This is a genomic window from Varibaculum massiliense, from assembly GCF_900106855.1.
In the GTDB taxonomy this organism is placed as follows: Bacteria; Actinomycetota; Actinomycetes; order Actinomycetales; family Actinomycetaceae; genus Varibaculum; species Varibaculum massiliense.
In genome coordinates this window covers 12,850-29,467 of record NZ_FNWI01000004.1, presented here as the reverse complement: position 1 = coordinate 29,467, position 16,618 = coordinate 12,850, and the positions used below count along the sequence as shown (strand labels likewise).

Below are 16,618 nucleotides of genomic sequence, written 5' to 3'. Positions count from 1 at the left end.
GCAGCTTTAGGTTAAAAGCGCAGCTATAACCACTACCGCCGGCACAAATAGGGCGGTGGTTACCATAATGCCTCCCTGGGCCACCTGTTCGCCGGCTTTGGCGCGAGTAGCCGCCACGAGACAGTTTTGCGCCGAGGGCATCGCCGCCATCACAGTGACTGCTAGCAGCGCGTGCCCATGTAACCCCAGCATCATCCCGGCGGTCCAAGCAAGCAAGGGATGCAGGATCTCTTTACAGGCAGCCACCAGACTTACGGTTTTCCAGTTGAGTTCTTTAGGGCGCATATCTTTCAGGGAAGCTCCAAAAGCCAGCAGCACCATCGCCGGAGCCGCGGATCCTACCAGGTCAGCTAGAGACGAAATCAAGCGCGGAATCGGAACTTGTAGTGCATTTACGGCTAGTGCCAGCATCACCGCAATCACCATCGGGTTGCTGAAAACCATTTTGGTTGCCAGTCCGATCGAAAGTTTTTGTTTACTGGCTGCCAGGTCAATCATCACAAAGGAAAATGGGGTTAAGAAGCAGAGCTGGAAAATGATTACCGGCGCCACTGCGGAAGTATTTCCCAATACGTAGGCGGCAACTGGAATCCCGATATGAGCAGCATTAGTTACCGAAGAACTCATAGTGGCCACGGCTCGCTCGACTCTTTGCATTCGGAAAATCAACGCCATAACCGCAAAGACTAAGGCTACTGCACACCCAGAGATAGCTGCCACCGCTAAGGGTTTTCCAATAGCTCCCGCTAACGGAGAGGTAGAGACCGTGCGAAAAATCAGGGCGGGAGTAGCCACCCAGTACACAATCAACGCTAAGGCATCAATAACCTCGCGACTCATAATCCGGCGGATTCGCAGCAACCATCCAATCGCGACCACCGCACAAATTGCTGCTAAGCCCTGGATTATTCCCGCCATACATTCAGGTTACGCGGGTAAGAAACCGGAAGCTAAAGTCCGATTGCTATCTGAGAAAATCTCCCACTTAATCTTCGGGGCTAACTTTCCAAATCTTTTGTTTGGTTTTGGCCTGTACCAGTTCTTTGCCAACTCCCATAGTGGTTAGGAACATTGCCATCCGCACCAAAACTCCGTTATCGGTTTGCTTAAAAATGGAGAGCCCGGGCAGATCGTCTACATCGGTCGAGAGGTCAAGGGCGTTAGGGCGCGAATCTCGCGGCAACGGGTGACAAATAATAATATCCCTGGCTCCCGCCTCTTCCAGCATCGCTTTATCTAGCAGGCACCCTTGCAGTTCCTTTGATTTTGCCAATTCTTCGGTCATCCGTTCCCGCTGCACCCGGGTGGCATAAACCGTATCGGCTCCCTCTAAAGCCTCAATCTGATTATTGCAATCAATTACTTTACCGCCCCGGCTAAGCGCATACTCGGCGATTTCACCCGGAAGCTCTAGCGAAGGCGGGGAAAATAGGCGGAAAGTTACGCCCTCATACAGGCTCATCAGTTTCATCAGAGAATGGACGGTGCGTCCGTATTTCAAATCCCCCATAATCGCGATGGTGCATCCGTCTAGAGATTTACCCCGTTTCCCCAGTTCTTTACGCATAGTGAACACGTCTAGGAGCGCTTGGGACGGGTGTTCGCCGGAACCATCTCCGGCGTTTAATACCGGTACTACCGAGTGACGAGCAAATTCGGCAACCGAACCGGCATCGGGGTGACGTACTACTAACACATCGGTGAAGCCAGAGACCACTCGGGAAGTGTCGGCAATGGATTCCCCCTTCGCCATGGAAGAGAAAGTAAAACCGGTGGTAGTTTCAACTTCCCCACCCAGCCGCAAGAAGGCAGACTCAAAGGACAGACGGGTACGAGTGGAGGGCTCAAAGAATAGCGAACAAAGCACTGCCCCATCTAGGACGGTACAGATTTGCTTACGCTGAGCGATTGGGCGCAAGAACTCGGCGAGATCAAAGAGTTCTCCTAAGTTTTCTCGATCGAACTGTCCCACTGATATCAGGTGTTGGCCTACCCCAAACCGTGGGAAATCATAGTCTTCCGGCATAATTTTGCCCTTTCCGAGTGATTGTTGTTAATAAAAAAAATACCCCGCCGCAGCGGGGTGGAATTGGAAACAGAAACCTCGGGTAGTTGCCAGCATCGTCTGGTTCCCATCACGCTCCTAACGTTTTCCTGAAGGGAAGAATAGCACAACGCGGCTTTGCTTCGCGTCTCTAACCCAGCTCGCGGCAGATTTTGTGTTCTCTTTCTCCCCATAGTTTGCTCAAGGTGCGGGAGTACACACTGCCGCAAATAGATTTAGCCCCACTAAGCCCCCTAGAATCAAATGACGACCTAAGCCAAGGGGGGGGGAAATGTTGAAGGCACTCAATCGCTACTATCTGCAGTCTCTAGCAGTTTTAGCGCTGATACTAACCACCGCTTTTTGGGGCTCTACCTTTTTCCTGATCAAAGACCTGCTGAACAACATGACCACCCTATCTTTTCTAGGGGTTAGATTCGTGATCGCGGGCGCGCTTTCGGCAGTGATATTTTTTCCTTGCCTGAAGAGGGCGAGCAAGAAAGCTTGGCAACATGCTTTTGCTTTAGGTGCAGTCTATTCCGCGGCACAAGTGTTACAAACTAAGGGTTTAGAGAGCGCTGATGCCTCGGTGGTGGGCTTCATTACCGGACTGTATGTAGTGATTACTCCCCTGCTAGTGTGGTTGCTTTTCAAAGAAAAAATTAAGCCCGTGAACCTGGTAGCTGCCCTAGTGGCTATGGCGGGGTTAATGGTTTTGAGTCTTGATGGTTTTTCCATTGGCTTCGGGGAATTGTTAACTTTGGCGGGAGCAGCTCTTTTCGCCCTCCATATTGTGCTTACTGCGCGCTGGGCTGCTCAAGACGAACCCATAACCTTGGCAGCCATCCAATTAATCGCGATTGGAGTTTTCTGTTTTCTAGCGGCACTGCCCTTTGGGGTGCAGCTACCGCGGGACGCTAGGCAGTGGACAGTGCTGCTTTACACGGTAGTGTTCGCAGCCATCGGAGCCTTAATCATGCAGACCTGGGCGCAGCGACATCTGCGTCCTACCAAAGCAGCTGTAGTAATGACTATGGAGCCGGTATTCGCAGCGGCCTTTGCAGTCCTTTTCGGGGGCGAGGACGTGACCTTGCGAATGATCATCGGAGGCGCCCTAGTAGTTGCCGCTATGCTTGCCACCGAGCTAATCCCCGCCTATCGTGCCCGCGATAAAATTCGCGCCGCTAAAGAATAGATTCCCCGCGAAATCCCCTCTGAGAAGCTAGATTTACTAGCTTGCATAGTCAGGTAACAATCGTGCTTTAGGCAGAGAAATTCTTTTGAATCTCGGTTTGATTCTCTAGGTATGTTTGCTCATAACTACCCAGCCCTGCCGGGTAGTGACCAGCGAAAGAATCCATACAAAGTCCGCCGTATTTACCAGGCAGATCCAGACCCACTGATGCCACCAGTCCCGGTATCGATAAATACCCCAGGGAATCGGCCCCTAAATGGACTTGCAGCTCCTCCACATCCATGTGGGCGCTGATTAACTCGGCAGAATTGGACACATCTATGCCGTAAAAACTGGGGAAAATGAACTCGGGAGAAGCAATCCGCACATGTACCTCGCGGGCGCCGGCATCTTTGAGGAGCTGCACAATCCTACGGGAAGTAGTGCCGCGGACAATGGAATCATCTACCATCACCACAGATTTGCCTTCTACAATCCCTTTGACCGCAGATAGCTTCATCAGCACGCCCTTTTCCCGCAGCGACTGTTTGGGCTGAATAAAGGTACGAGTCACATATTGGTTCTTTACTAACCCCATCTCGTAGGGCAGGTGCGCAGCCTCCGCGTAGCCAGAAGCGGCAGAGAGTGAAGAGTTAGGAACCCCGATCACAATATCGGCTCCGGGAGTGGGCTGTTCATGAGCTAGGGTCATCCCGCATTGTTTGCGCACTGCATGAACATTTTTCCCCAAGATATTGGAGTCAGGACGAGCAAAATAAATATATTCCATGGCGGCAACACAAGTATCGGCAGGCGGACAATAACGTTCAATCTTTAGCCCGTCCTCATTAATAATCGCGATTTCTCCGCCCCGCAGATCCCGATAGAACTCGGCTCCGATTAAATCCAGAGCACAAGTTTCACTTGCTATCGCCCAGCCACCGCGAGTTTTCATTTTCCCAATCACTAAGGGGCGTAGACAGTGCGGATCCACGATCCCATACATAGTGTCATCGGTCATGATTAGATAGCTGAAGCCGCCACGCAGCCGCTGCAAAGCGGCACAAAGTCGCTCATAGAAGCTGCCTCGTTCTCGCACTATCAGGTGCATCAGCACTTCAGAATCGGAGTTGGAGTTAAAAATCGCCCCTTGCCGTTCCAACTCTATTTTTAGATCCGGGGAGTTCACCAAGTTGCCATTATGGGCTAGGGCAATGTTCCCATTATGCATGTGAAACACAAAGGGTTGCAGGTTACAGCTCCAGTTATTACCGGAAGTCGAGTAACGCACATGACCGATACCGCGCGATCCTTTTAATTTAGAGAGGCGTATAGGGTCATCAAAAACCTCGCTAACCAGGCCTTTCGCTTTTTTCACCCGAATGGTTTCCCCATCGGAGACCGCAATGCCCGCGCCTTCTTGCCCGCGATGCTGCAAAGCATGCAGACCGTAGTAGATCAGGCTGGAGGCATCAGGGGAACCGTAGACTCCAAAAACTCCGCACTCTTCTCCCAGGTTATTTACGACTTGTGCCTTCAAAATTCGCTCCTAAATCGCGTCTGCGCCAATATCTTTCCGGTAGGTTTTACCCTCGAAATCTACTTTCTGGGCATTTTCATAAACCACCTGGCGGGCAATTTCTAAAGTGTCCGCGCGAGCAACCAGATTCAGCACCCGACCACCATTAGTGTAGGCTTTCCCGTTTTCATGGCGCACCCCCGCTTCCAGGTAATCCACCTCTTCTAGACCGGTAATCTCTTTGCCTTTCTCGTAGCTACCCGGGTAGCCTCCGGAAGCCAGCACCAGGCAAATAGCTTTTTGATCACGGATTTTAATATCAGCACGGTCCAGGCGCCGCTCCATACAAGCCACCAGCAATTCATAAAAATCACCCTCAACTAAGGGCAGAACCACTTGCGTTTCCGGATCCCCAAAACGCATATTGTATTCCAGCAGGTAAGTGCCATTATCAGTCAGCATCAACCCAAAGAAAATACAGCCGGCAAATTCCAGCCCTTCGGATTGGATTCCTTTCAAGGTGGGAGCCAAAATATCGCGTTCAAATTCTGCTTGTCGCTGCGCCGTGTAGAACGGGTTGGGGGCGAAAGTCCCCATCCCGCCGGTATTGGGACCGGTCTCCCCCTCCCCTATTTTCTTGTGGTCTTTAGCGGAAACTAGCGGGAAGATCCCCTTCTCATTAGCCAGACTGAGAATTGAGGCCTCTTTGCCCACCAGGAATTCTTCCAGCACTACCTTTTCTCCGGCCTGCCCAAAGCGTCCTTCCACCATGATTTGAGAGATAGCGTCTTGTGCTTCTTGGGCGGTCTGGCAGATAATCACGCCTTTTCCAGCGGCTAGCCCGGAGGCTTTCACCACTACCGGCAAGTTGAAATCAGCTAGCCCCGCCATCGCAGCCTGCGGATCGGTGAAGGTTTCGTAGCGGGCGGTTTTCACCCCGTATTTGCGCATAAAGTCTTTGGCATAAGCTTTGGAGCCTTCTAGGCGGGCTGCTGCTTTACCCGGACCGAAAAGTTTCATACCGGCCTGGCTAAACAGATCCCCAATCCCGGCTACCAGCAGGTCTTCGCTACCCACAATAGTTAGGTCCGCGGCGAACTCCTGGGCTGTCCGCAAGATTTCCTGCATACTAGAGGAGGTAGTTTGGGCAATTTCGTGGGCCGCAAGGGCGCGTTTAATCGCGTTTTCGCGTCCTCCGTTGCCTACTATCAAAATCTTGGCCATTAGTTTTTCCTCTTTTCTAGCTGGCTTGCTTATCTGCGGTTAGAGTAGGCAGATTCGGTTCTCAGCCGGACTGTCGCATTGCTCTTTGCTTACGATTTCTCCGATTTGATAGGCCTCGGGCAATGCGGCGGTTACTTTCGGTAGTTCTGCGGGGGGAATTACCAAGGTGAAGCCCACTCCCATATTGAAGGTTCCCCACATTTCGCTTTCGGGTACTGCCGCGAATTCTTCGCGTTTAAAGATGGCGGGAATCCGAACTTTTTCTTTTTCAATCCGCGCGCACAGCCCCGCGGGAATAATCCGGGGCACGTTTTCTTCTAGCCCGCCCCCGGTAATATTGGCCAGGCCGTGGATTTCGATTTTTTGATCCAGCAACGAGAGGATTTCGGGAACATAGATTTTAGTAGGGGTCAACAGTTCTTCGGGGAAAGGCTCTTTAAAGAGTGCCCTCACTAGGGAGAACCCATTGGAATGTAGCCCCGACGAGGGCAGTGCCATCACCACGTCACCGGCTTTTATTGCCGAGCCATCGATAATAGCGGACTTTTCTACCACTCCGACCGTAAAACCGGCCATATCGTATTCGCCACTTTGATAAAAACCGGGCATCTCCGCGGTTTCGCCCCCAATCAAAGCCGCACCCGCCTGCTTACACCCTTCGACCACTCCCCTAACTAACTGGGAGGAAACCTCGGCATCAAGCTGGGAGCAGGCCAGATAATCTAAGAAAAACAGCGGCCTGGCCCCATGACAAAGCACATCGTTGACACACATGGCTACCAGGTCGATGCCTACGGTGTCGTATTTTTTGAGAGCGAAAGCGATTTTCAGCTTGGTGCCTACCCCGTCAGTACCGGAAACTAGGACGGGCTCCTGGTATTTACCTAGTTCATAGAGGGCAGCGAAGGATCCCAGAGAACCCAAAACCTGATCATTTTGGGTGGAGGCTACCATTTGCTTTAACCGGCGTACATGCTCATATCCTGCCTCTTTATCAACACCGGCATCTTTATAGCTGACCATAATCTGTGTTTTCCCTTGCCCTAAATAATGATTTTCCCTGGGGGCGGAAGGGTTCCCTCCACCCCCAGGATCCGCCAGTAATAACCTATTTCTTAGTAATGCGGTGCAGAATTTCTTTATAGGCTTCTTCGATTCCACCCATATCCCGGCGGAAACGATCCTTATCCAGTTTCTTCTTGGTTTCCGCGTCCCACAGCCGGCAAGTGTCGGGAGTGATCTCGTCTGCTAGCAGCAGGTTTCCGTCCTTGTCCCGACCGAACTCAATCTTGAAGTCAACCAAGAGGATGCCTTCTTTCTTGAAAGCATCAGACAGGATCTGGTTAATCTTGGCGGTTACCTCCAATATTTCCGCGACCTCTTCTTCGGTAGCAGCCCCAATGGCAACCGCGTGATCAGAGTTAATCAGGGGATCACCTAAGTCGTCATCCTTATAGGAGAACTCTTGGATCATTTTCTTCGGCATGGTGCCTTCTTCTAACCCCAGGCGCTTAGCCATGGAACCCGCGATAATGTTGCGGGTGATTACCTCTAGGGGAACGATATCAAGTTTCCAGCACAGCTGTTCCCTATCGTTTAGCTTCTCGATGAAGTGGGTTTTCACCCCGTGCGAAGCCAGCATTTCAAATAGATAGCTGGTGAGCTCATTGTTTATGATGCCCTTGTCTTTAATGGTGCCTTTCTTTTCTCCATTGCCGGCAGTGGCGTCATCTTTGTAATAAACAATCACCTTATCGGGGTCATCAGTGGCATAGATTTTCTTGGCTTTTCCTTCGTAGAGGAATTCTTTTTTCTCCATATTTTGCCTTCTTTTTCTCTTAAATTTTCTTTTAAAAACTAACCGGATCTGCAGTAAATTTCTGTTTCATATTGGCGCGGTACTCTTTTAGCTGCGCGGCTACCTTTTCATTACTGGTGCCAATTATTTGCACCGCGGTCATGGCGGCGTTATAGGAATTGTTGATTCCTACCGTGGAAACCGGGATTCCTTTCGGCATCTGCACGATTGAGTAGAGGGCATCTTGACCACCCAAAGCTGCATCTAAAGGTACCCCGATAACCGGAATCGTCACTTTCGAAGCGATTACCCCCGGCAGGTGCGCCGCTAGACCAGCCCCGGCGATAATGGCTTTTGCCCCCGAGTCCACGGCCTCTTTTAGAATTTTCTCTAAAAGTTCTGGAACCCGATGTGCCGAAGCAATATACGCTTTATATTCCAATCCGAACTCGTCTAAACATTTAGCGGCGCCCGCCATTTTTTCTTTATCGGAGGCGGAACCAAAAATGATTGCTACATCCATCGGAAATAATTAACCCCGTTTCTGAATAGGTTTTGTTCTATTTCGGGACAGTAGTTGAGGTATAAACCGCTACCGCTCCTTTCTGAATGGCCCATCTTTCCTAGGATTTGCCCGCGATGAGCCAACAGCCCTTCGATTCCGAAGGAAGATCCATTGGGGTTTTCCCCCAGATATTGGGTAGCTATCTGCCCAGATGCCAGGTATTTTTGGTAGTCCTCCTGGCTCATCACTACCCGCCCTTCGCCGTGAGAAATCGGTATCTGGTGAACTTCCCCAACGTCAAAGGAACTCAGCCAGGGGGAAGCCACGGACGATACCGAAGTGTGCACGATTTTAGCCACGTGGTGTCCACCATTGTTTGCCGCCAGGGTGGGCGAATCGGGATTAAGGTCGCAAATCTGCCCGTAGGGTAGCAAGCCTGATTTGATAAGCGCCTGGAACCCATTACAGATTCCCAGAATTAGACCACCTTTGCGCAGCAGCGAATGCACTGCCTCTTTTACTTGCTCTTGGCGCAGCACCGAAACAATAAACTTTGCCGAGCCATCCGGTTCATCTCCTACCGAGAATCCACCCGGCAAGGCCAAAATATCGGCTTGCTCGATTTGGCGAGCATAAGAGGCGGCATCCCGATAAACCTCGGTTACCACCTGTGCGCCCTCGCGGGTAAAAGCTCGAGTCATATCGTATTCGCAGTTAGTACCAGGGAAGATTGGGATAAATACCTGGGGTGTTTGTTTTCTATAGGGTGCGTGGCGAGGTTTGGTTAAACAAGTTTCACTAACTCGCGCCGCTTTCTGGTTAATCCGCTTCCCGGCGGTGGGGAAAATCTTCGCTAAAGGCTGTTCCCATGCCTGCTGCAAAGCATCCAGGTCGACAGAATTACCGTTAATCGTGGTTTGTTCCCAACTCCCGGTGTATCCCAGCAGTGGCAAATCCAGGTGCTGGTCAGTTTCAATCAGGAAACTGCCATAGCGAGAAGCAAATAGGTCTTGTTCAGTGTTGATGTCGAAACCGATCCGGTTCCCGAAAGCCATTTTTGCTAGCGCTTCTCCGATTCCTCCATAACCGAGGGCGTATGCCGACAGCGGGTTGATTGCTTGCAGCCTATCGAGGGCGGTTTGGAAAGATTCCAGATCAACTGCCCCCAACTCGTCTGTTTGCACTGGTAACAGGTAGAGACGGTGATTACGGGCTTTGAATTCCGGAGTGCGCAGCTTAGCTGCCTCTTGCATCCCGATAGCGAAGCTTACCAAGGTCGGCGGCACATGCATGTCTTCGAAAGTGCCGGACATGGAATCTTTGCCCCCGATAGAGGCCAGGTGGAAGTGACGCAAAACCCGGTTAGCCCCTAGCAGGGATTCCACCACAGTTCCCCACTTTTCGGGGTCGTCGCCCAGGCGCTGGAAATATTCTTGGAAAGTGAAATACAAGTCGCGGTGATCTACCCCGGCTGCGGCCAGTCGTGACATGGATTGCACTACCGAAACGATAGCACTGTGATAGGGGCTGAGCTCCGCCAGCGAAGGTTCAAAACCGTAGGCTGCTACCGAGGCTACCTCGGATTGTCCGTCCTCAACTGAAACTAGTTGCGCGCTGACTTGGGAGGGGGTGCGCTGGAATTTACCGCCGTAGGGCAGGGTCAAAGTGGTGGCCCCAATGGAGGAATCAAAGATTTCGTTTAAGCCGCGCTGGGAACAAATATTTAAGTCCGCCAGGTTATTTGCTAGTTTTTCCTGCAGATTTGAGCCGGAAACTTCCCGCTCGGGAATAATTTTCCCATTAGAAACTGCCGCGAAATGGGCGTGGGAACGTACCCCGTTAGTGTCCAAGAAATCCCGAGAAATATCGACAATCGTTTCTCCCAGGTAATGCATCACCAGACGCCTCTCAGCGGTCACGGTGGCCACGTGGGTTACTTCTACATCTTCACTTGCGCACGCATCATAAAAGAACTGCAGGTCTGTCGGGTCAATGCAAACTGCCATCCGTTCTTGAGATTCCGAGATTGCTAACTCGGTACCATTTAAACCCTGGTATTTGACCGGTACCCGGTCAAGTTCAATTTCCAGTCCAGGAGCTAGTTCTCCGATGGCAACGGAGACTCCCCCGGCACCAAAGTCATTACATTTCTTGATCCGCTTGGCGACCTCACCGCGGCGGAAAAGCCGCTGGATCTTGCGTTCAATAATCGGGTTACCCTTTTGTACTTCCGCTCCGCAGGTTTGGGAGGAGTCTCGGGTATGGGTTTTAGAGGATCCGGTAGCTCCCCCGATTCCGTCACGTCCGGTGCGCCCTCCGATAAGCAGAATTAGGTCGCCGGGGACTGGTTCTTCCCGAATAATGTTTTCTGCGGGAGCCGCCCCCACCACAAACCCGAGTTCTAGGCGCTTTGCCCGGTAACCGGGGTGGTAGATTTCTTTTACATAGTTAGTGGTGAGCCCAATCTGGTTACCGTAGGATGAATATCCGGCGGCTGCCCGCTGAGTGATTTCTTTACTGGATAGTTTGCCTTCTATGGGGTCTTCTATCCGCGGATCGGCGCTGCCGGAAATACGCATCGCCTGATAAACGAAGGTACGTCCCGATAGCGGATCACGGATAGCTCCTCCGATACAGGTGGAAGCACCCCCGAAAGGTTCAATCTCGGTGGGGTGGTTGTGGGTTTCATTCTTAAATTGCAGGATATAGCGCTCGCCGCCCACAGTTACATACACCGAGCAAGCGTTGATCTCGTTGGAAACTTCCTGGTTTTTTACCTTTTCACGTTTGGCAGACAGGGTCGCCAAATCCATCAGGGTGATTGGTTTTTCGCTATTGCGCTCCTCTAGGTAGCGATCCCACTCTTCCTGCAGGCGATCTGCGTAAGGACCGGTAAAGGTAGCATCTGTCAGCTCAGTTTCAAAAGTGGTATGCCGACAATGGTCTGACCAGTAAGTATCGATTACTTTGATTTCAGTTTCAGTAGGCAAACGCCCGATGCTATCAAAATATTCTTTAATAAAAAGCAAATCCTCCTTGGTCATCGCCAAGGAGGCTTGCTGATAGTAATCTTCGGTGATTTCAATGCTGGGCGGTAACTGCCGGTTGGGGGTATAAGTTTCGTTTTCCAGCACCGACATATCTTTGAGGCGCATCTCGATAGGGTTGAACTTAACCTCGCCCGTACGTCCGTATCCGCATTTAACGGTAGCGGTATAGCCCTGGAGTTCTAGGCATTTTTCAGCGGCATCGGCGCGTTGATCAAACTGACCGGGCAAATATTCGACAACGTAATAGTCGTCGATATCAATCTCATCGAGAACAATATCCTGATTTACCTCGGCAAATACCGTGCACTTGGCTTGTTCCAGTGCAGCCGCATCGAGACCGAAAATGTCATAGACATTGAACTGGGTAGTATCGTTCTTTTTCCTTACGAAAATCCGCTTATTCAAAGTCTTCCCTTATATGAAATAGCTGCCTGGTATGAAATTTTGCGCGCGACAGCGGGAAGTCGTCTGAATTCTCACCCACTGCCCAACCGCATCCCCCTGACCACCGGTAACACCTGCTGCCCGGGGAGCCTGTTAGCTGTCTGCTTCAGCCTTCTTGAAGAAAATCAAAAGCAACTAGCTACCCTTTAACCCTAGCAGGGGCAGCGCCCGGCGTACTAATCAGCAACTTAAAACCAGCAAGCAATTTTCCTCACCTTTTCCCGTTTCTTTTATTGCCGAGCAGGAGCTTAAAGTTTCCCTTCGACTACTCTCCTAAACTCGAAAATCAGGCAATGGGGTTTTGGAAACGAATCATATAGTCGTTTTTGCAACCAGAGCAGCTAAAGTAAAAGCATGTTAGTTGCATTTTCTATTACTCCTTCCACCTCAGACGCTGAGGGTGGAGTTCGTGACGCGGTTGCTGCCGCGGTAAAAGTAATTCGGGATTCGGGACTGCCTAACCGCACTGATTCTATGTTCACGACTATCGAGGGTGAGTGGGATGAATGTATGCAGGTAGTCAAAGACGCCTGTGAAGCGGTTTCCCAATTTGCCCCGCGGGTAGCTTTGGTGCTAAAAGCCGATATCCGCCCTGGTCGCACGGGTGAAATGACCGCCAAACTAACCCGCCTAGATGCCGCGCTAGACCGGCTGCAGTCCTAAAGCAAGCTGCTTATAAATCGGGTTAAGACCTCATATCTGTTAGTAAAAAGCAAGTGGCGCCGCCCTATAATCAGGACGGCGCCACCTTAAGCTGTTACCGAGGGTTCTCCCTAAATAAAACGCAATTCGCGCCTTGTCGGAGAATCCTCAGCTGCGGCAACCTATTTACCTAGCTGCACGGTCCATTCCGGAGGAACATCCTTGCCGGATTCCTCGTCCTGTTCTGCCAGGGCGAAAGTTTCCTGCACGATTCCCTGGGCGTGGTGGGAGGGGGAATAAATGGCATAGACCTTCATCGGTTCATCCCCCACATTGATAATGTCATGCCATTTCCCGGCAGGCACCATTACTGCCCAACCGTCAGAAACCTCTTGTTCGAAGGTGAGGTTATCTTCGGCATCCCCCATTACTACTTTGCCTTTCCCGGCATCCAGACGCAGGAACTGGTCGTTATCGGGGTGGACTTCCAACCCGATAGATTCCCCTACCGGAATAGACATCAGGGTTACCTGCAGATATTTCCCGGTCCAGGCGGTGGTGCGATAGTTAGTGTTTTCCTTAGTTTCGGTTTCCAGATCGAAGCTATAGGGCTCCGGTCCATTGTCATGAACTGCCATGAGTATTTTCCTTTCTTACTTGCCTTCGAAAACCTTACTTTCCATGGTAGCCATGCTTTTACCGGGGCGCAGAACTTCCTGCGGATTATCGCTACCAGCGTTGAATTTAACTCTGCTTGTTTTGAAACTATCAACAGGAAGCTCTGCCTCCCCCTCCCCCACATTTGGACTTGAAAACTGTTCAGATTAAAACTTCTGGTGCGGAACCGATGAAACCCGATATCTAAAAGTGCCTAGCGCTCCCCTGTTGGGCCACTATGCAAAACGAAAAGCCATCCGAAACTATACCGAGTATTGCAGGCGCTGCGGAAGGGATGACTACAGCGAATCTTCCAGCTATGCCAATGGGGTTTGACAATTTTTACTATTTATCTACTGTTATCCCGGATACCAGCAAGCCTTATACCATTGCTTATGGAGGCGTTAACAGTGACAGCTACCTGCTAAAGAGGCGAACCGGCTACTGTGGCGACCTGTGTTGCCGCAGCATTAACCGCACCCCTCACCTAGCACTCTCCGAGCCCATAGCCCACCTCTGATTCAACTCAGCGCGAGAAATCTTAAAATATCGCCACAAAATGTCTTGGAGCGCGAAGCGCCACAAACGCGATTCAATAAGAGGAGCCAATTGTAAAAGTCGCTCCAGTTCTGCGTCTTCTAATAGGTTATCCTGCGTCTGTTTCTGCGTGTGGTGTGCGTATGCCTTGTGCAGCAGAGCCTTAATCTCATTGAGAAGATTACCGCTGCAGCGAGCTTCCTTTTTTGCCTTATCATATTCTCCAGCGTCTATTTGCGCGATATTAAGATAGTTATTTTCTCCGGTTATCATCACTGTGCTCTTGATTTTTTCTCGATGCTCACCCTGTTCAATTGCATCCAACCTGGCCAAGTAACGTTCTACGCCGGTGTAAGTCGTATAGTTTCCAACTTCCCGAGCCTGCTGTTGAAGGTTCAACAGTTTGCGTTCAATGTCCTTAACTTCGTGCCGCGAGTTATTCGATGGTAAAAACCGCAGACGCAAAGCTAGTTCTCGCAGGATTGATTCCTGAATCGTAACAATGTTTTTTTGGTAATCTTCCACCGGTAGCCGCTTAAACCAGCTGTTTAGCTGGCAGAATAAATAGGCAACTAGACAATTGTAAGGGCGTATTACGAGCCTTAGCGAAACCGGGAGAGGGAAACCGAGATTATGCGGAATCGCCATTTGCAACGCTGAAACCTGCTCACGGCGAGCACGCAAAACTAGCTCATTGGTGGGAGATTGGTCTGGCTTACTCAAAATACCCGTAGCGATCTGATAGTACTGGCAAAAACAAGCTAACTCGCGGGCATTATGCATTCGTATCTCGTCCAGGATGTCATTCTCGTGTGTTTCCAGCGGCAAACGCTTTAACGCTCCTTGAAAATGAAAAGCAGAGTTTTTAAGCCGAACGGACACTTCCCGATTCCTACCGATGGAATCATACACATATAACCAAAATAGGTGGGGATTCACCAGCTCCTTACAGGTGTTCTCAGCGATTAAGTGCTGAAAAAAGTGATCTTTTGCTTCATCGGTGGGCGAGTTGAAACTAGCGTTGTAATCCCGAAGCACCTGTGACATAGCCGAGCCTAAAGATTCATCCTCTAACAATCCATCCTCTAAGCAGTGCTTAACTGTCTGTCGCGGCCAACTAGTTATTAACGAACTTTTCAGCCCCTTCGCGTTAGCTAGAGTTTCATTGTTCTGCTCGGCTTCAGGTCCCACGAACCAGAAAGTCTGCCGGTTGGAACTCGCAGCACGCTTGATCTCTGGATAGAAATCGGTGTCTCGCCCACTGTAGCCCACTAGACACAAATGTTCATTTTTTGCCTGATTGCGCACGAACTGGGCCCAACTGTACTCATATTTGCAAATCGAACTCAGTGTGGTTTTAATACTGTCAGCGCTGATGCTCCCTGTACCTCCGGCAACATCGCCATGGAGTTTGCAAATATAGAGCTGTCTAGTGGTATCTTTTGTATCTATATTTGGCGGCTGATCCTTAAAGTTCAACACTTTCACTGGTGCGGGACCTGCATTTTTCGGATGTATTCTGTTCCATAGCAGCGTAAAAGCATCTTCAAACATGCTGTCAAAATTCATGCTTAAAATCGGAACACCTGCCAAATATGAATACGCCACGATAAACATATGAACCAGACTTGGTCGAGGATAATAATCGCGGTTCCAGCTGTCTTTCCTCAGTGACTTCCATCCGTTTAAGCACTCCTGATTCTTGCCACTGCATTGCAGAAGCAAGGAATATATCAACTCCGGCTGTACGTTACCTAACAAAAATTGGAACTGTTCTTCGGATCCAAAGGGGATACACCGAGAACTTTGCAGTTTTTCCTCCGCGTCCGAATACAACCCCAAACTCTCAAATGTGATCCGCAATACATCTTCGACCACGGCCAGATTCGAATCAAAACCCAGCCCTGCACCTGCCAAAAATACCACCCGATTCTTGGTCTCCCCAATACTAGCCTTAAGGAGCCGACAAAATTCCTGAACCTCATTGCTTAGCTCTTGCCCGTTAGCCACGGTATTTGACGAGCCAGAATGGTGTGATGGGAGAGAATTTTTTAAGGACACACATTTATTCTAAGCACTTAGAAAGCACAAAGCAGGTTGAACAGACCTAAAAGTTGCCCTGCTTCGGGCCTACAGGTTTAATCATTACGAAGCACATAATATTCCACAGAACAGAAAACACCACCGCCTGATTGAGTGCCTGCAACGGTAGGGTTTTCGTACGCATCGAATCCGATAGCGCCCAACCAACAATCTTGCGGGAAAACACGTCAGTTACGAACGCTGCATACACAAATCCCTTGACTGTGCGAACATAGGTAATATCTGCTACCCACAAACGATTCGAGGCTGGCGCTCTAAAGTCACGCCTTACCAAATCAGGACGGGTATCTTCCCTACTGGCTTTCCGGGTAGTTATCGGGCAAGCGCGAGCACTTACCCCACGAGATTTGGATTGCCGAGGCCACGAGAGGTAATGAAACCACCCTCACGATGAGCATTCAACGTCGCGCAAATGAACACAGGCCGAAAAACGATCCCTGTACCGGTCAATGAAAGCGATCATTTCCGACGTTGCGGGTCGAGTTCTGACGCGAAAAAAGCCGGCGCCGCTTTGAGTAACTCGTTCGTATCACGCAGCTGCTGATTCTCACGCCGCAACCTAGCATTCTCAACAATCACGTCCTCTTCTAAACGGTGAACACGACCCTCCCGACGAGAGCGCTGCACCCACTGGCGAGCAGTATGCCAGGAAACACCAAGCCTTGGCGCAACCACCTGACACGCTTTCTGCAATGACAAATTCCCCGCAAGAACCCGATCCTCAACAAGACGAACCACACGATCCTTCGCATCCTGATCAAATTTCTTAGGCATAATCCAGATTTTCCCATCTACTCAAACAGAACAAAACCCAGTACGCTTCAGTTCTGGCGGATTTTCCTGAGTATAAGGATGCGATTACTGAAGCTCTGATCCGTGGCACCCGCCGCAACATCCTCAGTGAAGACAAACCGGGAAACG

13 protein-coding genes and 1 pseudogene are annotated in these 16,618 nt (G+C 50.5%); 2 read left to right on the top strand and 12 right to left on the bottom strand.

Annotated features, from left to right (window positions below; genetic code table 11):
• Positions 1 to 6: 6 nt before the first annotated feature.
• Together BQ5456_RS00180 and pyrB are read right to left on the bottom strand one after the other, a co-directional pair.
• Positions 7 to 918 (bottom strand): AEC family transporter, encoded by a 912-nt coding sequence (locus BQ5456_RS00180; RefSeq protein WP_071128221.1) that lies wholly within the window; start codon positions 916 to 918, stop codon positions 7 to 9.
• Positions 919 to 985: 67 nt separating this feature from the next.
• The gene (gene pyrB / locus BQ5456_RS00175) at positions 986 to 2,026 is read right to left on the bottom strand and encodes an aspartate carbamoyltransferase (protein ID WP_071128220.1); all 1,041 of its coding nucleotides are present in this window, start codon (positions 2,024 to 2,026) and stop codon (positions 986 to 988) included.
• A 310-nt stretch (positions 2,027 to 2,336) separates the two neighbouring features.
• On the opposite strand from pyrB, the gene BQ5456_RS00170 reads away from it, so the two are divergent.
• Complete coding sequence (locus BQ5456_RS00170; protein ID WP_071128219.1) at positions 2,337 to 3,239, top strand: DMT family transporter; 903 nt, start codon at positions 2,337 to 2,339, stop codon at positions 3,237 to 3,239.
• A 67-nt stretch (positions 3,240 to 3,306) separates the two neighbouring features.
• Here BQ5456_RS00170 and purF read toward each other — a convergent pair whose 3' ends face one another.
• From purF to BQ5456_RS00140, 6 genes are all read right to left on the bottom strand, one after another.
• Positions 3,307 to 4,758, bottom strand: a complete 1,452-nt coding sequence (gene purF / locus BQ5456_RS00165) for an amidophosphoribosyltransferase (protein WP_071128218.1) — start codon at positions 4,756 to 4,758, stop codon at positions 3,307 to 3,309.
• 9 nt (positions 4,759 to 4,767) lie between these two features.
• Entirely contained in the window at positions 4,768 to 5,961 is a 1,194-nt protein-coding gene (gene purD / locus BQ5456_RS00160) for a phosphoribosylamine--glycine ligase (protein ID WP_071128217.1), read from the bottom strand.
• A gap of 39 nt (positions 5,962 to 6,000) precedes the next feature.
• A complete protein-coding gene (gene purM / locus BQ5456_RS00155; RefSeq protein ID WP_235858498.1) occupies positions 6,001 to 6,984 on the bottom strand; it encodes a phosphoribosylformylglycinamidine cyclo-ligase in 984 nt (327 codons plus the stop codon).
• 85 nt (positions 6,985 to 7,069) lie between these two features.
• A complete protein-coding gene (gene purC, locus BQ5456_RS00150) occupies positions 7,070 to 7,780 on the bottom strand; it encodes a phosphoribosylaminoimidazolesuccinocarboxamide synthase (protein WP_071128216.1) in 711 nt (236 codons plus the stop codon).
• 31 nt (positions 7,781 to 7,811) lie between these two features.
• On the bottom strand, positions 7,812 to 8,282 hold the full coding sequence (gene purE / locus BQ5456_RS00145; RefSeq protein WP_071128215.1) for a 5-(carboxyamino)imidazole ribonucleotide mutase: 471 nt from the start codon (positions 8,280 to 8,282) through the stop codon (positions 7,812 to 7,814).
• Positions 8,273 to 11,719 (bottom strand): phosphoribosylformylglycinamidine synthase, encoded by a 3,447-nt coding sequence (locus BQ5456_RS00140; protein WP_071128214.1) that lies wholly within the window; start codon positions 11,717 to 11,719, stop codon positions 8,273 to 8,275. Before BQ5456_RS00140 ends, purE begins: the two co-directional genes overlap by 10 nt.
• A gap of 393 nt (positions 11,720 to 12,112) precedes the next feature.
• Here BQ5456_RS00140 and BQ5456_RS00135 point away from each other — a divergent pair, with 393 nt between their 5' ends.
• Complete coding sequence (locus tag BQ5456_RS00135) at positions 12,113 to 12,421, top strand: thiamine-binding protein (RefSeq protein WP_071128213.1); 309 nt, start codon at positions 12,113 to 12,115, stop codon at positions 12,419 to 12,421.
• A gap of 161 nt (positions 12,422 to 12,582) precedes the next feature.
• On the opposite strand, the gene BQ5456_RS00130 is transcribed toward BQ5456_RS00135, so the two are convergent.
• The 4 genes and pseudogenes from BQ5456_RS00130 to BQ5456_RS00115 form a co-directional block, all read right to left on the bottom strand.
• Complete coding sequence (locus BQ5456_RS00130; protein ID WP_071128212.1) at positions 12,583 to 13,038, bottom strand: cupin domain-containing protein; 456 nt, start codon at positions 13,036 to 13,038, stop codon at positions 12,583 to 12,585.
• Positions 13,039 to 13,540: 502 nt separating this feature from the next.
• Positions 13,541 to 15,655, bottom strand: coding sequence for an SIR2 family protein (locus tag BQ5456_RS00125; RefSeq protein ID WP_071128211.1), 2,115 nt, complete (start codon positions 15,653 to 15,655; stop codon positions 13,541 to 13,543).
• 121 nt (positions 15,656 to 15,776) lie between these two features.
• Positions 15,777 to 16,055: pseudogene (locus tag BQ5456_RS10760) on the bottom strand (DDE-type integrase/transposase/recombinase); the annotation flags it as partial.
• A 101-nt stretch (positions 16,056 to 16,156) separates the two neighbouring features.
• Positions 16,157 to 16,471, bottom strand: a complete 315-nt coding sequence (locus BQ5456_RS00115; RefSeq protein WP_071128210.1) for a transposase — start codon at positions 16,469 to 16,471, stop codon at positions 16,157 to 16,159.
• Positions 16,472 to 16,618 lie beyond the last annotated feature (147 nt).